This window comes from Nonomuraea sp. NPDC049637, from assembly GCF_040675235.1.
Taxonomy (GTDB): domain Bacteria; phylum Actinomycetota; class Actinomycetes; order Streptosporangiales; family Streptosporangiaceae; genus Nonomuraea.
In genome coordinates, this window is record NZ_JBFAOM010000003.1 from 161,186 (window position 1) to 181,948 (window position 20,763).

Annotated in this window: 19 protein-coding genes and 2 riboswitches; of the genes, 6 read left to right on the forward strand and 13 right to left on the reverse strand. The window is 70.3% G+C overall.

What is annotated here, in order from left to right; all coding sequences use genetic code 11:
• Positions 1–757 precede the first annotated feature (757 nt).
• From AB0J71_RS05480 to AB0J71_RS05495, 4 genes are all read right to left on the reverse strand, one after another.
• Positions 758–1,090 (reverse strand): Lsr2 family protein, encoded by a 333-nt coding sequence (locus AB0J71_RS05480; RefSeq protein WP_125641669.1) that lies wholly within the window; start codon positions 1,088–1,090, stop codon positions 758–760.
• A gap of 525 nt (positions 1,091–1,615) precedes the next feature.
• Positions 1,616–2,104 (reverse strand): RDD family protein, encoded by a 489-nt coding sequence (locus AB0J71_RS05485; protein ID WP_352325870.1) that lies wholly within the window; start codon positions 2,102–2,104, stop codon positions 1,616–1,618.
• 106 nt (positions 2,105–2,210) lie between these two features.
• The gene (locus AB0J71_RS05490) at positions 2,211–3,731 is read right to left on the reverse strand and encodes an RDD family protein (RefSeq protein ID WP_364412926.1); all 1,521 of its coding nucleotides are present in this window, start codon (positions 3,729–3,731) and stop codon (positions 2,211–2,213) included.
• A gap of 85 nt (positions 3,732–3,816) precedes the next feature.
• Positions 3,817–4,386: an amino-acid N-acetyltransferase gene (locus tag AB0J71_RS05495; protein ID WP_352325867.1), complete on the reverse strand. Its 570-nt coding sequence runs from the start codon at positions 4,384–4,386 to the stop codon at positions 3,817–3,819.
• Positions 4,387–4,673: 287 nt separating this feature from the next.
• Positions 4,674–4,825, forward strand: a riboswitch (cyclic di-AMP (ydaO/yuaA leader).
• Between the two features lie 6 nt (positions 4,826–4,831).
• On the opposite strand from AB0J71_RS05495, the gene AB0J71_RS05500 reads away from it, so the two are divergent.
• Positions 4,832–5,875 (forward strand): NlpC/P60 family protein, encoded by a 1,044-nt coding sequence (locus tag AB0J71_RS05500; RefSeq protein WP_364412929.1) that lies wholly within the window; start codon positions 4,832–4,834, stop codon positions 5,873–5,875.
• Between the two features lie 100 nt (positions 5,876–5,975).
• Here AB0J71_RS05500 and AB0J71_RS05505 read toward each other — a convergent pair whose 3' ends face one another.
• Entirely contained in the window at positions 5,976–6,188 is a 213-nt protein-coding gene (locus tag AB0J71_RS05505; protein WP_132597751.1) for a LuxR C-terminal-related transcriptional regulator, read from the reverse strand.
• Between the two features lie 278 nt (positions 6,189–6,466).
• Here AB0J71_RS05505 and AB0J71_RS05510 point away from each other — a divergent pair, with 278 nt between their 5' ends.
• Complete coding sequence (locus tag AB0J71_RS05510; protein ID WP_364388858.1) at positions 6,467–7,570, forward strand: cytochrome P450; 1,104 nt, start codon at positions 6,467–6,469, stop codon at positions 7,568–7,570.
• Here AB0J71_RS05510 and AB0J71_RS05515 read toward each other — a convergent pair.
• Positions 7,560–7,958, reverse strand: a complete 399-nt coding sequence (locus tag AB0J71_RS05515) for a helix-turn-helix domain-containing protein (protein WP_352318644.1) — start codon at positions 7,956–7,958, stop codon at positions 7,560–7,562. The two genes, AB0J71_RS05510 and AB0J71_RS05515, sit on opposite strands and share 11 nt — an antisense overlap.
• 80 nt (positions 7,959–8,038) lie before the next feature.
• Between AB0J71_RS05515 and AB0J71_RS05520 the strand changes: the two genes are divergently transcribed.
• On the forward strand, positions 8,039–8,968 hold the full coding sequence (locus AB0J71_RS05520) for an NADP-dependent oxidoreductase (RefSeq protein WP_352318642.1): 930 nt from the start codon (positions 8,039–8,041) through the stop codon (positions 8,966–8,968).
• Positions 8,969–9,015: 47 nt separating this feature from the next.
• On the opposite strand, the gene lysX is transcribed toward AB0J71_RS05520, so the two are convergent.
• Positions 9,016–10,497 carry a bifunctional lysylphosphatidylglycerol synthetase/lysine--tRNA ligase LysX gene (gene lysX / locus AB0J71_RS05525; protein WP_352318640.1) on the reverse strand — a complete coding sequence of 494 codons (1,482 nt, stop codon included), beginning with the start codon at positions 10,495–10,497 and terminating at the stop codon, positions 9,016–9,018.
• 148 nt (positions 10,498–10,645) lie between these two features.
• Between lysX and AB0J71_RS05530 the strand changes: the two genes are divergently transcribed.
• Positions 10,646–11,122, forward strand: a complete 477-nt coding sequence (locus tag AB0J71_RS05530) for a hypothetical protein (RefSeq protein WP_352318638.1) — start codon at positions 10,646–10,648, stop codon at positions 11,120–11,122.
• Between the two features lie 66 nt (positions 11,123–11,188).
• On the opposite strand, the gene AB0J71_RS05535 is transcribed toward AB0J71_RS05530, so the two are convergent.
• The 5 genes from AB0J71_RS05535 to AB0J71_RS05555 all read right to left on the reverse strand — a co-directional run bounded on the left by AB0J71_RS05535 (position 11,189) and on the right by AB0J71_RS05555 (position 16,890).
• Positions 11,189–11,971 carry a type III pantothenate kinase gene (locus AB0J71_RS05535; RefSeq protein WP_352318636.1) on the reverse strand — a complete coding sequence of 261 codons (783 nt, stop codon included), beginning with the start codon at positions 11,969–11,971 and terminating at the stop codon, positions 11,189–11,191.
• A 3-nt stretch (positions 11,972–11,974) separates the two neighbouring features.
• On the reverse strand, positions 11,975–14,500 hold the full coding sequence (locus AB0J71_RS05540; RefSeq protein WP_364412932.1) for an L-aspartate oxidase: 2,526 nt from the start codon (positions 14,498–14,500) through the stop codon (positions 11,975–11,977).
• A gap of 84 nt (positions 14,501–14,584) precedes the next feature.
• Positions 14,585–15,418, reverse strand: a complete 834-nt coding sequence (gene panC / locus AB0J71_RS05545) for a pantoate--beta-alanine ligase (RefSeq protein ID WP_352318632.1) — start codon at positions 15,416–15,418, stop codon at positions 14,585–14,587.
• Between the two features lie 22 nt (positions 15,419–15,440).
• Positions 15,441–16,331 (reverse strand): DUF2520 domain-containing protein, encoded by an 891-nt coding sequence (locus tag AB0J71_RS05550; RefSeq protein WP_352318630.1) that lies wholly within the window; start codon positions 16,329–16,331, stop codon positions 15,441–15,443.
• A gap of 334 nt (positions 16,332–16,665) precedes the next feature.
• On the reverse strand, positions 16,666–16,890 hold the full coding sequence (locus AB0J71_RS05555) for a chaplin family protein (RefSeq protein ID WP_125641709.1): 225 nt from the start codon (positions 16,888–16,890) through the stop codon (positions 16,666–16,668).
• Between the two features lie 194 nt (positions 16,891–17,084).
• Between AB0J71_RS05555 and AB0J71_RS05560 the strand changes: the two genes are divergently transcribed.
• Complete coding sequence (locus AB0J71_RS05560; RefSeq protein ID WP_364412935.1) at positions 17,085–18,047, forward strand: SAM-dependent methyltransferase; 963 nt, start codon at positions 17,085–17,087, stop codon at positions 18,045–18,047.
• Here the strand turns inward: AB0J71_RS05560 and AB0J71_RS05565 are convergent.
• The gene (locus AB0J71_RS05565; RefSeq protein ID WP_364412938.1) at positions 18,031–19,233 is read right to left on the reverse strand and encodes a cytochrome P450; all 1,203 of its coding nucleotides are present in this window, start codon (positions 19,231–19,233) and stop codon (positions 18,031–18,033) included. The two genes, AB0J71_RS05560 and AB0J71_RS05565, sit on opposite strands and share 17 nt — an antisense overlap.
• Positions 19,234–19,305: 72 nt before the next feature.
• Positions 19,306–19,421, forward strand: a riboswitch (SAM riboswitch).
• A 46-nt stretch (positions 19,422–19,467) separates the two neighbouring features.
• On the opposite strand from AB0J71_RS05565, the gene AB0J71_RS05570 reads away from it, so the two are divergent.
• On the forward strand, positions 19,468–20,760 hold the full coding sequence (locus tag AB0J71_RS05570) for an aminotransferase class V-fold PLP-dependent enzyme (protein WP_352318624.1): 1,293 nt from the start codon (positions 19,468–19,470) through the stop codon (positions 20,758–20,760).
• The last annotated feature ends 3 nt before the right edge of the window (positions 20,761–20,763 follow it).

A 20,763-nucleotide genomic window follows, 5' to 3' on the forward strand; every position in this document is an offset into this window, starting at 1 on the left:
GCGCGGGCGCTACGCCCTGAGCACAACTCGGCACGCAACGCGCCCCGCGCCTATTCCCCATCGGGTCAGCCGGGTTACCGATCGCGGTGCGCAGGAGGGTCGTGCGACGGGACAATGTGCGGCACACGGGAGAGGCCACCGGTTTTCCATCGTGTCCCACCAGCCGCACGCCCGCGTTTTGCCGGTCGTCCGCGGCCGGCCCGCCGAGAAGCCCGGAGACGGGCCCGGAAGAGAAGCCCGAAGACGGGCCCGAAGAGAGGCTCGAAGACGGGCCCGAAGAGAGGCTCGAACAAGCCCCGACAAGCCCCGAGAACCCCGCACAAGACCGTAAGAAGGCGGAAGTGCCCGGTGACGGAAGAGGGCCTGCGGCGGCGCTCGGGAAGGGACCCGCTGCCCGAATGTGTGGCGGAGCGTCACCGCTTTGCGCATACGCCGCAGGAGCCGGGAAGGTGAACATTGCGGCGGGTGACGGCATTGGCGCGTTCCCGCCGCGGGCGACGAAGACGGACAGCGAGCCCGGCGGCCCGGGAATTGATCCGGACGCAGGCCGCCAAGCCCGGCACGTTCCACTCCCACGCGACGCCTTGTCCGGCGCCACAGGTGAGCAATACGCCCACATTTGGGCGGATTAGAAGATCAACAAGTGGTCGGGGGATTCACGAACTTCCCACAAAACGATCATGCGCTTATGGCGCTCGCCGGGGTCCTAGGCGAACGGCATAAGCGCATGGTCAGGAGATGGCTCTCTTGACGAGGCTCAGTGAGCCGCTTCGTACTTCTCCACGACGGTGGAGGCGATCCTGCCGCGCTCGCTGACCGGCAGGCCGTGGGCCTTGGCCCACTGCCGGATCTCCGAGCTCTTCTCGCGGCTCATGGCGCGGTTGCCGCCGCGACCACGGCGACGGGCCGACACGGCTCCTGCCCTGCGGGCGTGCTGCACGAAAGGCGTGAGTGCGTCCCTCAGCTTCTTGGCGTTAACGTCGCTGAGGTCAATCTCATAGGAGGAGCCGTCAATAGCGAAGCTGACCGTCTCATTGGCCTCGCCCCCATCGAGGTCATCGATGAGAATCTCCTGGATCTGCTTGGCCATCTACGCAATCCTTTCCCGGAGCATTGTTTCATTCGCTCGCCCAAACATATACCCGGAAAGGCGCGGAGACAATTCAGCGCTACGGGGATTCGGCTGACTGGCAGATCAGTTCTGGTTCTCGGCCTGATCCTGGTGGTTTGCCCGTCGCCCGGCGACCTCCGATCGCAGCAACTTCACCGCGCCAAAGATGAAGGCGCCGCCGACCACGACCGGGGGGATGAGCGCTGACAATACGTCTGTAACGGCTTCCATTCGTCCTCGCCTCCAGGGCTAGCAGGGTTTCGGGGGCGCTAAATACGCATCCCGGCGCGACCTGCGGGACCTGCGGGAGCACGCCGGACGCTCATGACGCCTAGGTGACAACTCACCCGGAACCGACCATAGCCACACACAGTCGCCCTCAGGGAGCAGGGGCACCGACATCCGGCAACCCGGACGTCCCATAGCCTAATGCCAGTCTCTCCAGGCTCCTTACCGGATCAAGGGAAAATTTTGCGAAAAGGCATCTTCCCAGGTGCGGATGCCTCAACGAAGATCTTTTACCACCCGCGTTCCGGCCAGCCTGTCATGCGGCCCGCGCTCCAACGGCTTGTCGATCAGGATGAGCAACCCGACGCCGAACAGCAGCATTCCGGCCAGCAGATTGACCACCGGAATGCCCATCAGCATGACAGGCCCGGGATAGACCAGGGCCCGTTTCAGCAGGGCGCCACGCGGAAGGTCGTCCGGTGCCAGGCGAATCCTCATGATCGCCTGGCCGAAGGTCCGCCGGTGCAGGCAATGGGCCCGCCAGTCATAGGCCGCATAACACAGGCCGGCCAGGAACCAGGCCAAGAGCCCGGGCAGCCGCCCGTCGAACGCCTCCACCGTCCCGACAGTCCGGAAGACGCCCCACAGCGCGATGAACAGAATGTAATAGAAGACCCCGAAGACCAGCGCCTCAATGAAGCGGGCGGCGAGGCGTTCCCACCATTCCGCGGGCACGGCGCCCGGCCACGACGGTGTCCCGGCCATATCCCACCTCACGCGGTCGGCGGTCGTACCCCCCATTTTGGTACGCCCCGCACACACAAAACAGAGGCCGGCGGGAAGCCGGCCCCTGTTTTACGCTGACGCGGGATTACTTGATCTTCACGACCACCGTGCCCGCGAACTTGTCCGCGAACGTCTGCTGCAGCGGCTTGTCCCACAGCTGCGAGGCGCCGTTGACCGCGACGCACGCCCAGGCGAGCAGCGGGCCGAGGAACGGGATGACGCTCAGGATGTAGCCGCCCCAGGTGACGCCGGCGCGCTTGATCGCCAGGTCGGACGTGAGCCCGCCCGGAGGAAGGGCCTGGCCCACCGGCACGACCTTGATCCCCATGACCATCTTGCCGACCGTCTGGCCGTTCATCTTCGTCAGGAAGAACTCGTAGCAGACCCAGACGGCGGTCGTGACGATCGCCGACAGGATGCCGATGACGAATCCCGACAGGATGCCCGAGGTCGAGCCGGTCGCCGAGTCGTAACCGATCGCGAACAGGCCCAGGATCAGGCTGACCACGAAGTTCACGATGCCGAGGATGACACCGTCGATGATCCTCGCGACCAGACGCTGCCACCACTCCGCCAGAGGAGCCGGCGCGCCCGGGGGCTGCACGCCGACGGGCTGACCGTAGGGCTGGCCGTAGCCGGGCTGGCCGTAGGGCTGCGACTGCTGCTGCTGGCCGTATGCCTGGCCGTACTGCTGCTGGTCGCCGTACTGCTGGCCGTAACCCTGTTGCTGGTCGCCGTACTGCTGCTGGGCGTAGCCGCCCTGCTGGCCGTACTGGGCGTCCTGGCCGTAGCCCTGCTGCTGGCCGTAGTCGGGTTGCGACTGCTGGCCGTAGCCCTGCTGGCCGTACTGGGCCTCCTGGCCGTAACCCTGCTGGCCCGACGCGGCCTGCTGGCCGTAGCCGGGCTGGGCGTACTGCTGGCCGGAGGACTGCGGCTGCTGGCCGTAGCCCTGCTGGCCCGAGGCGGCCTGCTGGCCGTACTGGGCGTCCTGGCCGTAGCCCTGCTGCTGACCGTAGTCGGGCTGGGACTGCGGCTGCTGACCGTACTGGGGTTGCTGGCCGTAGCCCTGCTGCCCCGCGGCGGCCTGCTGGCCGTAGCCCTGCTGCCCCGCGGCGGCCTGCTGGCCGTAGCCCTGCTGGCCGTACTGGGCGTCCTGGCCGTAGCCGGGCTGCGTGTACTGCTGGCCGGAGGACTGCGGTTGCTGGCCGTAACCCTGCTGGCCCGAGCCGGCCTGCTGGCCGTACTGGGCGTCCTGGCCGTAGCCCGGCTGGGTGTACTGCTGGCCGGAGGACTGCTGCTGCTGGCCGTAGCCCTGCTGCTGGCCGTAACCCTGCTGGCCCGAGGCGGGCTGCTGGCCGTACTGGGGCTGCTGGCCGTAGCCCTGCTGCTGGCCGTACTGCTGCTGTTGCTGGCCGTACTGCTGTTGCTGGCCATAGCCCTGTTGCTGCTGCTGACCATATGGGGGCTGGCCGAAGGCATCGTCCGCCCGGTAGCCGACCACAGTCACGTCCGGGTCGGGCTCACCGGGCCGACGGCCGTGGTGCTGCCCGTACTCGGGGTTCTCGCCGGAATCGTCCTGTGGGTACGGCGGCTGTCCGGTGCTCACCGTGTCACCTCGCTTCGAGTGCGCATGTGGCACGTGTCAGGACACATGCCTGTGCTGCCCAACGTATCGACATAGGTATCAACAATCACCTTTCCAAGTGGTCAAGGTCCGCGTCACCCGATGTCAGATGCAGCAGCATGCGGGTGTTGCCAAGGGTGTTCGGTTTGACGTGTTCCAGATCAAGGAACTCCGCCACACCCTCGTCGTACGAGGCCAGCAACTCGGCGTAGACCTCGGGTGAGACCGGGGTGCCCTGGATGGGGCGGAAACCGTGCCTCGCGAAGAAGTCGACCTCAAAAGTCAGACAGAATACACGCCGCAGCCCCAGATCCTTCGCCTGCCGGACGAGTGCCGAGACGATCCGCCGCCCCACGCCCAGCCCCCGGCACGCGGGATCGACGGCCACCGTACGGACCTCGGCGAGGTCCTCCCACAGCACGTGGAGCGCGCCGCAGCCGACGACCTCCCCGTCCCGCTCGGCCACCCAGAACTCCTGGACGTCCTCGTACAGCGTGACCGTGGCCTTCTCCAGGAGCCGCGGACCCGCGCCCGCGTAGGTGTCCACGAGACGCCTGATCGCACGCACGTCGGGCGTGCGGGCACGCCTGACCACGACCGCGGTCTCGGGGACTGCCACTTCGGCCACCTGCTCCATGGCTCTCCAGGGTACAGATCTCATTACGGCTCGGCCCTAAATCCCACGTCTCGGGCATCTCATCACATCCCGTGGTCGAGCGAACACGAGCCGACTTGGAGCTTTCCTCCAGACCTCAGCGCCCCGAATGCTGGACAAAAGGTGCAGAAGCCCGCTTCCGTACGGCTACCCACGAGATCACCTTGTGACCCTTCAGTTGTGAAACCTCTACAGACTCGGCAGTTCCGGTTGAGCGTGAACCCGGAGTGCATTAGTGTCCAGCGACGATGTTCTCCGCGTAATGCGCGCGGAAAGACACGCCCAATTCCCGCAAGGGAAGCCGGGGAACCAACGGCGGCGAGCAGGCAGCGCCGCCACTTGGGGTGAATCCGACCATCTCGGTAGGGCTGCTCCGGCCCGAACCCGTCAGCTAACCCGGCCGGCGTCGATGAGAGGAGCTCGGTTGGTGAAGCGGACGCTCGACCGCTCGGGGCAGACGGGGGGCAGGCACGCCCGCCCCCAGGAACAGGCCAGGCGCGCACGCCGCCTCGGCGTCATCGGCGTCACCGTCGCCGCGATGCTGTTCGCCGTCCCCGTCGGTTCCGCCGCCGCCGACCCGAAGCCGTCGCTCTCCGAGCTCTCCGACCAGGTGGAGAAGCTGCACGAAGAGATCGAGACGCTGGCCGAGCAGTACAACGAGCAGCGCGAACGGCTGAAGGCCGCGCAGAAGGCCAACGACTCCGCCCAGAAGATCCTGGCCACCAGCGAGTCCGACCTGGCCGCCAGGCGCGCCAGGGCCTCGCTGCTCGCCCAGAACGCCTACATCACCGGCGGCCTGGACAAGGCCCTGGCCTTCGCCCAGTCCGGCGACCCCGAGACCTTCCTCGACCGGGCCGCGACCACGTACGCGCTCGAACAGCAGCAGGGCGAGGAGGTCAACCAGCTCGCCAAGGCCATGGAGGCCGCCGAGCGGGCCAGGGCCGGCGCGAAGACCCGCATCGCCGAGGTCCAGAAGATCGTCACCGATCTGGAGGCCAAGCGCTCGAAGATCACCAAGCTGGTCACCAAGGTGGAGAGCAACCTCTACCGGCGGGCCATGGGCGAGGCCGGCCGTCCCGGCACCCGGGCCGTACGCGTCAACCTGCCGGTCATCGGCGACGGCAAGGCGGCCCAGGCCGTCAAGTGGGCCCTCACCCAGCAGCTCAAGCCGTACGTGTGGGGCGCCGAAGGGCCGCGCTCCTACGACTGCTCCGGCCTGGTGATGGCCGCCTACCAGCGTGTGGGCATCTCGCTCCCCCACTACACCGGCGACCAGTGGACGGCCGGCACGCACGTCAGCCGTGACCAGCTGCGCCCCGGCGACCTGGTGTTCTTCTACAGCGACCTGCACCACGTCGGCATCTACATCGGCGGCGGCATGATGGTCCACGCCCCGCGCACGGGTGACGTCGTGCGGGTCGCCCCGATCGGCGGGCGGCCGTTCGCCGGCGGCGTGCGCATCGCGGACTGACCGGCGCCCCACACCGCCCCAGCGCCACACCGCCCAGCCCCACTTCATCCAGCGCCACTTCGCCCAGCGCCGACAGGTGAGCGCCGCCAGATGAGCGCCGCTAGATGAGCTGGCGGCGCGCCGCCCATGCCACGGCCTCGATCGCCGTGGCCACGCCGATGCGGTCGCAGATGCCCCTCAGCCTGCGCCGTACGGTCCGTCCGCTGATGTCCAGCCGCCTGCCGACCCGATCGACGGTCACCCCCCTGGCCAGTTCGGCCAGTAACGCCAAATCCGCGTGGCTCAGCTCAACGCCTTCTGTGAGCACATCCACCGGGAGCCCTCCCCCCAACAGCAGAACTCGGACCTTTCAGGCGAAGCAAAGCCGCTCGTCTCGGTGAAGGTAAACGCATCGCGGAAAGGTCGTCAAGCGCGACAATCGGCGCCCTTGACCAGTGCTATTGACATGATCACTTATATGTGACGTACTCCGCATATGTCGGCACGCCGTGATCAGCTATGAACGGTCCAAACGATCAATTCGGCGGCCCGGTTCCACCTCCGATGAGCGCCACCGACGTGCTGGGTTTTGATCCCTCGGATCCGCAATTTGTGCGCGATCCGTACGTCCGATATCGCGAGCTGCGAGCCGCCGGGCCGATCTTCAGAACGCGCGGCGGGCTGCTCGTCGTGACCACGTACGAGTTGTGCGCGGCCGTGCTGCGCGACCCCGGGTTCGGTCACGGAACGTCCCCGCCCGCGCAGGAAGAGGCAGGTCAGCCCGGCAGGTCGTTCCTGCTCATGGACCCGCCCGATCACACCCGGTTGCGTGCTCTGGTCAGCCGCGCGTTCACGCCGCGCATGGTGGCCCGCCTCAGGCCGCGGATCGAGGCGATCACCGCCGACCTGATCGGACGGCTGCCGGAGGAGGCGGAGCTGATTTCCGGCTTCGCGTACCCGCTGCCGGTGATGGTGATCAGCGAGATGCTCGGGGTGCCGCCGGAGGACCACGACCGCTTCCGCGGGTGGAGCGAGGCCCTTGCCCGCGGACTTGACCCGATGCTGACAGACGCCCTCATGTCGGAAACAGAGCGTTCCAGGAACGAGTTCCGCGACTACTTCCGCCGCCTGATCGCGCGGCGGCGCGAGCATCCCGGGGAGGACCTCCTGAGCGCCCTCGCCCACGTCGAGGAGCTCACCGAGGCCGAGTTGCTGGCGACCTGCGTGCTGCTGCTCGTGGCCGGCCACGAGACCACCGTCAACCTCATCGCGAACGGCGTGCTGAACCTGCTGCGGCACGGCCTGCTGCACCGCGCCGCCGAGCGGCCGAGGGAGGTGGTCGAGGAGGTGCTGCGCTTCGATCCGCCGGTCCAGCTCACCTCCAGGATCGCGCTGGAGGACCGGGAACTGGGCGGCACGCCGGTGCCCGCGGGCACCGGCGTGCTCGTGCCGATCGGCGCGGCCAACCGCGACCCGGCCGCGTTCGCCGATCCGGACCGGTTCGACCCCGGCCGCGAGCCCGGCCGGCATCTGGCCTTCGGGCTCGGCCTGCACTTCTGCCTGGGGGCGACGCTGGCCAGGATGGAGGGCGAGATCGCGCTGTCGGCGCTGGCCGCGGCGGCGCCGAAGATGGAGGCCGCCGATCCGGAGCCGCCGTACAAGGAGAACGTGGTGCTGCGCGGGCTGGCCCGGCTGCCGGTGCGGCTCAGGCGGTAGCGTCGTAGCGTTCCCTGGCGGCCTCGACGTCCTCGATGTGCTCCTCGGCCCACGCCTTGATGGCGATGACCAGCGGCATCAGGCTCTCGCCCAGCGGGGTGAGCGCGTAGTCGACGCGCACCGGCACCTGCGGCGTGACCCGGCGCGCCACCAGGCCGTCGCGCTCCAGGCCGCGCAGCGTCTGGGTGAGCATCTTCTGGCTGACCCCCGCGATGTGCCTGGCCAGGTCGCTGTAGCGACGCTCGCCGCCGGCCAGCGCGCTGAGCACCAGCGTGACCCATTTGTCGCTGAGCCGGTCGAGCAGCTTGCGTGAAGGGCATTCGGCGAAGTAGGCGTCGAAGGCCAGTCTCGCCTGGTCACGCCGCTGCGCCGCCGTCGTGGTCGCCATCGTCTCACTCCTCGCCGTGTGTTACGCACTTCCAGGTGCCTACTTACTGAAAGAGAGTAACTCTTCCTAGGGTCGTCGGCATGACGAACATGCGTGCACTCATCGGCGGCTCCGGCGCTCCCCGGCTGGTGTCCGCGCCGCTGCCGACGGCGGGGCCCGGCCAGGTGCGGGTCAAGGTGGCCGCGGCCGGGGTCAACCCCTTCGACCTGGCCGTGGCGTCCGGGGCCCTGGCCTCGTACGGGCTGGCCAGGAAGCTGGACTCGTACGGGATCGGCTTCGACGCCGCGGGGACCGTCGACCAGGTGGGCCCGGGGGCCTCCTTCAGCGTGGGAGAGGAGGTCGTGGGGCTCTGCGCGCGGCTGGAGCTGCCGTACAAGGCGCAGGCCGAGTACGTCGTGCTGGACGCCCCGGCGGTGGCCCGCGCCCCGCGCGGCGTGAGCCCCGTCCACGCGGCCACGCTGCCGCTGAACGGGCTCACCGCCTGGCAGGCGCTCGACCGGACCGGCGTCGGGCCGGGCGGCACGCTGCTGGTCACGGGGGCGGCGGGGGCCGTCGGAGGCTACCTGGTGGAGCTGGCCGCCGTGCGCGGCGTCAGGGTGGTGGCCGCCGCCGGCGCCGCGGACGAGGAGCTGGTACGCGGCTTCGGGGCGGAATGGTTCGTCCCCCGCGAGGAGGACCTGGCCGAGGCCGTACGGGCGCGGGTGCCCGGTGGTGTGGACGCCGTCGTGGACGCGGCCGTGCTGGGCCTGCCCGCGCTCGACGCCGTACGGGACGGCGGAGCGTTCGTGGCGCTCGCGTCGGGGGTCGCGCCGGTGCCGCTGCGCGGCACGGACGTGGCCACCGTGCTGTTCCGCTCGGACGCCCGGCAGCTCGCGGAGCTGGTGCGCCTGGTCGAGGCCGGACGGCTGACGCTGCGGGTGGCCGGGACGTACCCGCTGGAGAAGGCCGCCGACGCCCATGTCCGCCTGGCCGAGGGCGGCCTGCGCGGACGGCTGGTGCTGGTGCCCTGACCGCTGGGTCCGGCGCCCCACGCCTGCGCGGGGCGCCGGACGGCGGCTCAGTGGGTGGGCTTGACCAGCGGGAACAGGATGGTCTCGCGGATGTTCTTGCCGGTGAAGGCCATGATCATGCGGTCGATTCCGGCGCCCATGCCACCCGTGGGCGGCATCGCGTACTCAAGGGCCTGCAGGAAGTCCTCGTCGAGCTGCATCGCCTCAAGGTCGCCGCCCGCGGCCAGCAGCGACTGCTCGACCAGGCGGTGACGCTGGTCGATCGGGTCGTTGAGCTCGGAGTAGCCGGTGCCGAGCTCGGTGCCGAACCCGATGAGGTCCCACTTCTCGGTCAGCAGCGGGTTGTCGCGGTGGAGGCGGGCCAGCGGCGAGGTCTCCAGCGGATAGTCCATGACGAACGTCGGCTGCACGAGCGTGTGCTCGACCAGCGCCTCGAACAGCTCCTGGACGAGCTTGCCCGACCCCCACTTGGCGTCCCAGTGGACCTCGCGGCGGTCGGCGATCTTCCGCAGCTGCTCAAGGGTGGTCTCGGTGGTGATCTCCTCGCCCACGGCGTCGGACACCAGGTCGTAGAGCCGGACCCGCGGCCACTTCTCCAGGCCGAGGTCGATCTCGACGCCGTCGTGCACGACCACGGTGGTGTCCAGGGCGGCCACGACGGCCTTCTGGTACATGCGCTGCGTCAGGTCGGCGATGTCGTTGTAGTCGAGGTAGGTGCCGTAGGCCTCGAGCATGGTGAACTCGGGGTTGTGCGTGGAGTCGGCGCCCTCGTTGCGGAAGTTGCGGTTGATCTCGAAGACCTTCTCGACGCCGCCGACCACCAGCCGCTTGAGGTAGAGCTCGATCGCGATGCGAAGGTAGAGCTCCATGTCGTAGGCGTTGATGTGGGTCTTGAACGGCCGGGCCGTCGCGCCGCCGTGGATGGGCTGCAACATCGGGGTCTCGACCTCGAGGTAGCCCTCCTCGTGCCAGAAGTCGCGCACCGCGCGCACGGTCGCGCTGCGCACCCGCGCCATCTTCCTGGCCTCGTCGTTGACGATGAGGTCGACGTAGCGCTGGCGCACCCGCGCCTCGGGGTCGGTGAGGCCGACGTGCTTCTCCGGCAGCGGCCGCAGGCACTTGGCGGTGATCTGCCAGCTGTCGGCGAGGATCGACAGCTCGCCGCGGCGCGAGGTGATGACCTCGCCGGTCACGCCGACGTGGTCGCCCAGGTCGACGTCGCGCTTCCAGGCGGCCAGCGACTCCTCGCCGACCTTGTCGAGCGAGATCATGACCTGCAGGTCGGCGCCGCCGTCGCGGAGCGTGGCGAAGCAGAGCTTGCCGCCCACGCGGTTGAGCATGACGCGGCCCGCGACCCCGACCGTCTCACCGGTGGCGGTGTCGGGCTCCAGGCCCTGGTGTTTCTCCCTGACCTCGGCGTTGGTCGCCGTGCGTGGGAAGTTCACCGGGTAAGGGTCGACGCCCTCGCTGCGGAGGCGGTCGAGCTTTTCCCTCCGGATGCGCATCTGCTCTGGAAGTTCCTCGCTCACAACAACAAAGCGTAGGGGATACGGCGAACTGCAAGCGCTCGTGACGGTTCCCTGCAGGGGGGCTGCAAGGACCCTTTTGTACCAATGACTCACGAGCTCCGAGGGGAGCCGGCAAGGAGCCGGCCCGAGGGGGGCTCCGGGAGAGATCATGATGAAGAAGATCGCGACGGGCATCCTCGCCATCGCCGCCACCAGCGCCGTGGCCCTGTCGCTTCCTTCGGCCGCCAGCGCCACCACCGCCGACTTCGACGACTACTCCGACTACTGGGGCCCGGTGTACGCCAAGTACCACCTGGCCAAGGCCCAGGGTCACGTCAGCGTCGAGTGGGACGAGGAGGACTCCAACGAGGTCCACGTCACCGGCCGGCTGTACGACCTGGACAACCGCGACTACGACGAGGGCGGCAAGTGCGCGTACGTGAAGTTCCAGGCCGAGGACTCCGACGGCGACTGGTCCACGGTCTACACCAGGAAGTACTGCGGCTTCCCCGGCTACAAGAAGTTCCACTTCGAGGAGAACGACGTCTTCACCCTGCGGGCCAAGGTCTGCCAGGTTCCCGAGCAGGGCACCTTCGCCACCAAGTGCGGCCCCTGGAGCGAGCTCTACAGCGCCGAGAACGAGTGACCCCTCGCCGGCGACACCACGACCGACAGGCGGCCCCCTTCCCGAGCGGGGGCCGCTTGTCACGTTCTAAGCGGTATTGCGGTGATAAATCAGGCGCAAGCCGATTAGGGTCAGCCACGGCTCGTGCACGTCTATCGAGCGCGACTCGCCGACCACCAGCGCCGCGTGGCCGCCGGTCGCCACGACGGTCACCTCGTCGGGGTCGTCGGCCAGCTCGGCGGCCATGCGCTCGACGATGCCGTCGACCTGGCCGGCGAAGCCGTAGATGATGCCGGCCTGCAACGCCTCGACCGTGTTCTTGGCGATCACCGAGCGCGGCCTGACCAGCTCGACCTTGTGCAGCTGGGCGCCGGCGGCGGCCAGGGCGTCGACCGAGATCTCGATGCCGGGAGCGGTGACCGCCCCGACGTACTCGCCCTTGGCCGACACCGCGTCGAAGGAGGTGGCGGTGCCGAAGTCGACGATGATGCACGGGCCGCCGTACTGGTCGATGGCGGCCAGGGCGTTCACGATGCGGTCGCTGCCCACCTCTTTGGGGTTGTCCATGCGCACCGGCACGCCCGTGCGCACGCCGGGCTCCACGATCACGGCGGTGACGTCGCCGTAGTAGCGGCGGCACATCTCCCGCATCTCGTTGAGCACGCTGGGCACGGTCGAGCAGATGGCGATGCCGCTGATGTCGGCGCCCTTGAGCAAGGGTGACTGGGCCAGCAGCCCCTGGAGCACGACGGCGATCTCGTCGGCGGTGCGGCGGGCGTCGGTGGCCAGCCTCCAGTGCTCGATGACGTCCTCGCCCTCGAACAGCCCCAGCACCGTGTGCGTGTTGCCGACGTCGATCGTGAGCAGCATCAATTACCCCCGCAAATCCAGTGCGATGTCCAGGGCCGGCGCCGAGTGGGTAAGCGCTCCCACCGCAAGGTAGTCAACGCCAGTTTCAGCCACATCACGAGCCGATTCCAAGGTCAATCCCCCACTCGCTTCAAGCGCAACCCTGTTTTTCGCCCGACTCTTCACGATTTGTACGGCATGTACGGTGTCCTCGACCGTGAAGTTGTCCAGAAGGATCTCCTCGGCGCCCTCGTCCAGCAGGGGCTCCAGCTGGTCGAGCCGGTCGATCTCGACCTCGATCGGCAGCTCGGGAAAGCGCTCCCGCACCGCGCGGTACGCCTCGGCCACGCCGCCGGCCGCCACCACGTGGTTGTCCTTGATCAGGGCCGCGTCCGACAGCGACATGCGGTGGTTGACGCCGCCGCCGCAGCGCACGGCGTACTTCTCCAGGGACCGCAGACCCGGCAGGGTCTTGCGGCTGTCGCGCACCCGCGCCCGCGTGCCCTCGATCGCGGCCACCCACCTGGCGGTCAGCGTGGCCACCCCGGACAGGTGCGTGAGCAGGTTGAGCGCGGTGCGCTCGGCGGTCAGCACGGCCCGCGTCGGGCCCTCGACCGTCATCAGCACGTCGCCGGCCGCCACCCGCTCGCCGTCCTTGGCCCGTCGCTCGGCGCGGGCGGCGCCCAGCCGGAGGAAGACCGCCTCGGCCACGGCCAGCCCGGCCACCACGCCGTCCTTGCGGGCGACCACGTCGGCGGCCGAACGCTGCTCGGCCGGGATCGTGGCCAGGCTGGTCACGTCGCCCGCCTCCTGCAGGTCCTCTTCGAGTGCGCGGTCGATCAGCGCGTCGACCTCGGCCGGGTCGAGCCCGGCGGCGGTCAGCTCCTGCGCCAGCCGCGGCGGCATCGCCTCGCCGTGCGGGGTGTACGTCATGCGAAGGCCCTCCTCGGTCAGGGTCACGTCCAGGTGGCCCAGCCACTCATTGTCGTCCCGGCTCTCGTGGTCCTCGCGCCAGTGGGAGCCGCGCGTCTCCAGCCTGGCCGCCGCCACACCGGTCAGGACGGCGGCGACGGTGAGCAGGTTGCTCGCCTCCCACGACTCGGTGCAGGCGGGCACCTCGACCGGCGTCCAGAGCGCGTCGCGCAGCGCCTTCGACGTGGCCTGCAGCGACGCGCGGCTGCGCAGCACCCCGGCGCCGGCGCTCATGTGCGCCTGGAGCCTGGGCCTGACCCTGGGGTCCACCAGGCCCGTCGCGGCCCGCCCCGCGACCGGCTCGCCCGGCTCGGGACGCGTGCGGTGGATGTCCTCGGCGATGCGCTCGGCGAAGACCAGGCCCTCCAGCAGCGAGTTCGAGGCCAGCCTGTTGGCGCCGTGGACGCCGGTGCAGGCGACCTCGCCGCAGGCGTACAGACCCTCGATCGAGGTACGGCCGGACAGGTCGGCGCGGACGCCGCCGCTGGCGTAGTGGGCGGCCGGGGAGACGGGGATCGGCTCGGTGACCGGGTCGATGCCGTGCTCCCGGCAGACGGCGTAGATGGTGGGGAAGCGGCTCTCCCATTTGTCCCTGCCGAAGTGACGGCCGTCGAGGAACACGTGGTCGCGGCCGGTCTCGAGCATGGTCCTGGTGATCGCCTTGGCCACGACGTCGCGCGGGGCCAGGTCGGCCAGCTCGTGCACGCCCTGCATGAACCGGTTGCCCTCGTGGTCGACGAGGAAGGCGCCCTCGCCCCTGACCGCCTCGGAGATCAGCGGCTGCTGGCCGGTCGAGCCCTCCCCCAGCCACAACACGGTCGGGTGGAACTGCACGAACTCGATGTCGCGCACGACCGCGCCCGCCCTGAGCGCGAGCGCCACGCCGTCGCCGGTGGACACGACCGGGTTGGTGGTCGCGGCGTAGACCTGGCCCATGCCGCCGGTGGCCAGCACCACCGCCCGCGCCAGGACCGCCCCGACGCCGTCACGCGCGCCCTCGCCCATGACGTGCAGGGTCACCCCCCTGGCCCGGCCGCGGGCGTCCTTGAGCAGGTCGAGCACGAGCGCGTGCTCGATCACCTCGATCGATCCGGCGCGCACGGCCTCGACCAGCGCCCGCTGCACCTCGGCGCCCGTGGCGTCGCCGCCGGCGTGCACGATCCGGTGGCGCCGGTGGCCGCCTTCCCTGGTGAGCTGGAGCTCGCCGTCAGGGGTGCGGTCGAACCGCGCGCCGCGCTCCATGAGCCGCCGCAGCGCGCCCGGCCCCTCGGTCACCAGGGTCCGTACGGCCCTGGTGTCGCACAGCCCGACCCCGGCGAGCAACGTGTCGCTCAGGTGCTCGTCGGGGGTGTCGCGCGGGTCGAGCACGGCGGCGATGCCCCCCTGGGCCCACTTGGTGGACCCGGCGGACAACACGTCCTTGGTGACGACCAGGATCTTGGCCGCGGGATCCAGCTCGGCATGGCGCAGCGCCACGGTCAGGCCCGCGACGCCGGAGCCGACGACGACCACGTCCGCCTCGACAGTCCAGCCGGGGTCGGGGGCCGTCAGACGCTGGGGAATCGCCGGTGCACTCATGGGGGTCTCCTCACTGAGGCGATTTCGTCACTATGACGATAACGCCTGCCGCAGCGTGGACATGCCCCGGGGGCGCCGTACGGATCAGGGGCGAAGGCTCAGGACGACGTTGTCGATCAGCCGGGTGCCGCCCACCCTGGCCGCCACGGCGAGCACGGCCGAGCCCTCGTAGGAGTCGTCGACCTCCTTGAACGTGGCCGGATCGACCAGCGCCAGGTAGTCGAGGTCGAGGTCGGGCCCGGCCTCGTCGAGCACCGCGCGGGCGGTGGACCGGATCGCGCCGGCGGTGAGCTCGGCGGCGCCTGCCCGCAGGGCGCGGGACAGGGCCAGCGCGACCGTGCGGTCGTCGGCCGACAGGTAACGGTTGCGGCTGGACAGGGCCAGGCCGTCGGGCTCGCGCACGGTGGGCGCTCCGACGATCTCCACGGCCAGGTCGAGGTCGGCCACCATGCGGCGGATGACGGCGAGCTGCTGGGCGTCCTTCTGGCCGAAGATCGCCACGTCGGGGCGGACCAGGTTGAACAGCTTGAGCACCACCGTCAGCACGCCGTCGAAGTGGCCCGGCCTGGAGGCGCCCTCGACGATCGTGCCCATCTCGCCCGCACAGACGCTCACCTGGCGGTCGGGGCGGTACATGTCCTCGGGCGAGGGCGCGAACACGACGTGCACGTCCTCCTCGCGGCACACGTCGAGGTCGGCGTCGAACGTACGGGGATAGCGGGAAAAATCCTCGTTAGGACCGAATTGCAGCGGGTTGACGAAGATGCTCACCACGACCTGCTCGGCGCGCACCCGGGCGGCCCTGATCAGCGACCGGTGGCCCTCGTGCAGCGCGCCCATGGTCGGCACCAGCGCCACCCGGCCCGTGCCACGAGCCTTCGCCAGGTCGTCCCGGTTGCCGGCCACGATCAGATCCATTGCTGCCCTCCACACCCGACGGTCAGGTCCATATATTGCCCCCAAGCGCGTCGAGCAGCCGCTCCGCCTCCTCCGGTTTGAGCAGCCCCGCGGCCAGCGCCCGGTCGGCGGTGAGCCGGGCCAGCGCGATGTAGGCGTCGGCGGCCTCGGGGGCGGCCAGGATCAGCGCGTCGACGTGTTTGCGCACCGTGCCCGCGTCGCCGCGGACGACCGGCCCGGTCAGCCCGGCGATGCCCAGCCGCAGCACGTTGTCGAGCGCCGCGCCGAGCAGCGGGCCCAGCATCCGGCCCGGATGCTCGACGCCGATGCGCCCGAGCAGCTCCTCGGACTCGGCGATGAGGGTGACCATGTGGTTGGCGGCGTTGGCCAGGGCCGCGTGGTAGAGCGCGCGGTCGCTCTCGGCGATCCAGACCGGCTCGCCGCCCATCTCGATCACCAGCGCCTCGGCGACCGGCCGCAGCAGGTCGGGCGCGGTGACGCCGAACGAGATGCCGGTGATCTTGTTGAGGTCGTCGTCGCGGCCGGTGAAGGTCATGACCGGGTGGAGCGCGAGCGGCAGCGCGCCCACCCCGGCGGCGGGTTCGAGCACCGACAGGCCGTACGCGCCGCTGGTGTGGACGAGCAGCTTGCCCTGGAGGTCGGCGCCCGTACGGGCCAGGCCGGCCACGAGGTCGGGCAGCGCGTCGTCGGGGACGGTCAGCAGGATGAGCTGGGCGGCGGCCACCACCTCGTCGGGCCGCGTCAGCTCCACCCCGAGCCGGTCGGCGGCCCACCTCCGCGACCTGTCGGAGACCCCGCTCGCGGCCACGATCCGGTGGCCCGCCTGCGCCAGCGCGGCGCCGAGCGCGGAGCCGACCTTGCCCGCGCCGAGCACGCCGACGGTCAGCCGAGCCGGGCGATCACCTGCGTCCATGACGTCTCACCCCTGTCGACCGTGATGGCACTGCCGACCAGCGTAACCGGCGGGCGGCGCCGCACATGTCACGGGCCGACGAACGCGGTCAGGCATGTCCGCCGCTTTACCGCCCGTTGAGTTAATGACAAATGCGACAGGGGCATACGAACCGTGCACCCCCTGTCGAAAGAGATGAGGAGAGGGGTCCACGCACGACGACGGGCGCCGAGTCCTGACAACCCGACGCCCGCCTGGATGCGACCTCTTGGAGGTGCACTGACCGGTCATCCGCCGACTGACCGGCCGGGATCAGAGCCCGGACCGCGCGCGAGCGGTCCGGGCTCTCCCTGACTCAGCGGCTGTAGACCGCGGTGTTCGGGCTCCCCTGGCAGCCGTTGATCGGCACGGCCTGGATGCCGATGTTGTTGCCGCAGACGGGCACGACGGCGGTGATGGGGAGGTGGATCGGGCTGCCGGTCAGGATGCCGTTGTTGCCGTGGGTGACGTCGTCGGCGTACGCGGGGGCCGCCAGCGCCAGCAGGGCAATGGCACCTGCCATGACCAGAGTCTTCTTCACGGGGGGCTCCTCTCAGTATGCGGCCGTGGAGGCCGCAATGCTTTGGTGGAGCGATCCGGCTCGCCGCTTACCGCGGATGGGCGAAACGCAGTCGCTCGGTGACAGTACGTAAACGTTAGCGCAATGTAGCGACCAAGTGTAGTCAATCAATGACTTAGCGTGTCGATGGCCGGAGTCATGAGATAGTCAGCGTCATGTGGCTCACCTGGCGCGCCGCGACCGAGCGCGCGCTCTACGGCGAGGAGGGTTTCTACCTCCGCGAACGCCCGTCGGGCCACTTCCGCACCTCGGTCGGGGCCTCGGCCGTGTTCGCGGAGGCGGTCCTGGCGCTTCTTGCGGAGGTCGACTGCGATCTCGGCTCCCCCGAGCGGCTCGACCTGGTCGACATCGGCTCCGGCGAGGGCCTGCTGGTCCGCCGCGTCCTCGACCTGGCCGAGCCCGCTCTGCGCGACCGGCTGCGGGTCACGTGCGTCGACCTGTCGTCCAGGCCCCCGGGCCTGCCCGACGAGGTCGAGTGGCGCCGCTGCCTGCCCTCCAGCATCACCGGCCTGGCCGTCGCCAACGAGTGGCTCGACAACATCCCGCTCGACGTGGCCGAGCAGACCTCCGGCGGCCCGCGGCTGGTCATGGTCAACACCCGGACCGGGGAGGAGCGCCTCGGCGGCCCGCTGCGGCCCGCCGACCGCGAGTGGCTCGACCGCTGGTGGCCGCTGCCGCACGTGGGCACCCGCGCCGAGATCGGCCGTCCCCGTGACGACGCCTGGGCCTCCGTTCTGGTACGCCTCGCCCGCGGCCGGGCGATAGCCGTGGATTATGCACACCCTGTGGATAACCGACCGCTCTGTGGCACGCTGACCGGTTACCGCGACGGCGCCGTCGTCACGCCCATCCCCGACGGGACCTGCGACATCACCGCCCACGTCGCGCTCGACGCGTGTGCCGAGGCCGGGCGGCGGGCCGGCGCGATATCCACAACCTTGTCCACACAGCGTGACATGTTGCGGGCGCTCGGCCTCACCGGCGCCCGGCCGCCGGTCGACCTCGCCCGCACCGATCCGCGCGCCTACGTACGCGCGTTGTCGAGGGCGTCGGAGGAGGGCGAGCTGATCGATCCGGCCGGGCTCGGCGGGTTCGGCTGGCTCAGCCAGAGCCGGTGACGTCGAGGTCGAGCGAGTGCAGGCCGCGGATGACGAAGCCCGGCTTGTAGACCGGCTCCGCGCGCAGCTCGATCGTCCCGACCCGGTCCAGCAGGGCGGTGAACGACTCCGTCAGCTCGATCCTGGCCAGCGGCGCGCCCAGGCAGAAGTGGATGCCGGCGCCGAAGGAGATGTGCGGGTTGTCCGGACGGCCCAGGTCGAGCCGGTCGGGGTCCTCGAACACCTCGGGGTCCCTGTTGGCCGAGCCGAACAGGCAGGCGACCTCCGAGCCGCGCGGGATCCGCACGCCGTGCACCTCGATGTCCTCCAGCACCCAGCGCTCGAACAGCTGCAGCGGGGTGTCGTAGCGCAGCAGCTCCTCGATCGCGGTCGGCAGCAGCGAACGGTCGGCGCGCAGCCGGGCCAGCTCGCCGGGGTTCTTCAGCAGGGCCCGCCAGCCGTTGCCGGTGACGTTGACCGTGGCCTCGTGGCCCGCGTTGAGCAGCAGCACGCAGGTGCCGGCCAGCTCGTCGAGGGTCAGCTCGGGGATCGCGGCCAGGGCGCTGACGAGGTCGTCGCCGGGGTTGGCCAGCCGGTCGCGGGCCAGGTCCTTGAGGTAGGACTCGAACTCCTCGGCCGCGCGTACCGCCTGGTGCTGGGTCTCCAGGCTGGGGTTGAGCTCGTACATGCCGCACATGTCGGCCGACCACGGGCGCAGCAGGTGACGGTCCTGCTCGGGGACGCCGAGCATCTCGGCGATGACGGTGACCGGCAGCGGCTCGGCCACCTCGGCGATCAGGTCGCCGCCGCCCTTCTCGACGTAGGCGTCGATCAGGCTCTCGGCGATGGCCCGGACGCGCGGGCGCAGCGACTCGACCATGCGCGGCGTGAACGCCTTGGACACCAGCCGGCGCAGCCTCGTGTGGTCCGGCGGCTCGACCTCCAGCATGCCGTTCCTGCTGACCCGCCAGAAGGCTTCCTGGAACTCCGGCGCGGGCTGCCGGCCGAACTCCTCGTGCGTGGCGACGTGGGTGTAGTCGCGGCCCAGCCGCCGGTCCCTGAGCAGCGTGTTCACGTCCGCGTGCCGGGAGATCAGCCACTGGTTGGACGGCTCGAAGTAGCGGACGGGCGCCTCGCGCCTCAGCTCGTCGTACGCCGGATAGGGGTCGACGACGAAATCCGGATTCCAGGGATCAAAGCGCACCATTTCATCTTATGAGACGGGTTGACCTGCTGAGCTTGCGAATCATGCCCGGGTGTCGGTTATAGTGCCGTCGTAGGTCATGAGTGCCAGCGACAAGCCCCGGCTAGCTGGCCGGCAACCCTCGCGTCCGCGGCGGGGTGCCCCGGGTGAAGACCTGGTCCGTCACGAGGTGTGGCGGGCAAGCGCGGGCTCCGTGGCTGCTCCCAGGGGTCCGACCGACCCGTGAGGAGCTGTGCCGTGTCCACGCTGACGATCTTCAACTCCGTTCCCGCCCAGGCCGCCGCCGAGGCCCCCGCCGTCCCCGCCTCCGGACGGGCGATCCCCGCCGTGCTCGGCGCCGACCTCGAGGTGCCGGTCAAGGGCGGCCGGCTGGTCAGCTACGCCAACCTCGACTACGCGGCCAGCGCGCCCTGTCTTGAGCCGGTCAGCGCCGCCGTCGCCGCCGCGCTCCCGGCCTACTCCAGCGTCCACCGCGGCGCGGGCTACGCCTCCCAGCTCACTACCGCCCGCTACGAGCAGGCCCGCCACACGGTCCGGGCCTTCGTCGGCGCCCGCCCGGACGACGCCGTCATCTTCACCCGCAACACCACCGACGCCACCAACCTGCTGGCCGGCTGCCTGCCCGAGGGCACAACCGTCGTCGTCTTCGACTCCGAGCACCACGCCTCGCTGCTGCCCTGGGAGCGGTCCGTACGGCTGGCGCCGCCCGCCTTCCCCGGCGAGGCCGTCCGCGCCGCCGACGAGGCGCTGGCCGGGATCGAGGGCCCCAAGCTGCTCGTGGTCACCGCCGCGTCCAACGTCACCGGCGAGCTGTGGCCCATCGCCGCCCTCGCCCACATCGCCCACCGGCACGGCGCCCGGATCCTGGTGGACGCCGCCCAGCTCGTCCCGCACCGCAGGCTCAACCTGACCGCGCTCGACCTGGACTACGTGGCCTTCTCCGGGCACAAGCTGTACGCGCCCTTCGGCGCCGGCGTACTGGTCGGACGCCGGGACTGGCTGGCGGCGGGCGAGCCGTACCTGAAGGGCGGCGGCGCGGTGCGCTCGGTGGGCGAGACCACCGAGTGGCACGACGACCCCGAGCCCCGCCACGAGGCCGGCACCCCCAACGTGCTCGGCGCCATCGCCCTGGCCGCCGCCTGCGACGCGCTCACCGCCACGGGGTGGACGGAGCTGGTGCGCGAGGAGGAGCGCCTGATCGCCCGGCTGCGCACCGGTCTGGCCTCGATCGACGGGGTGCGCGAGCTGTCGCTGTGGGGCGAGGACCACCCGCGGGTGGGGATCGTGTCGTTCGTCGTGGACGGCTACTCGGCCCGGGAGGTGGCCGAGGCGCTGTCCGGCGAGTACGGCATCGGCGTGCGGGACGGGAAGTTCTGCGCGCACCCGTTCGTCCGGCACCTGCTGGGCACCTCGGACGGCGGCTGCGAGGATGGCACCGCCTCGGCGGTGCGCGCCTCCATCGGCATCGGCAGCACGCAGGAGCACGTCGACCGCCTGATCGAGGCCCTGCGCGACCTGGTCAGCCGCTGAGGC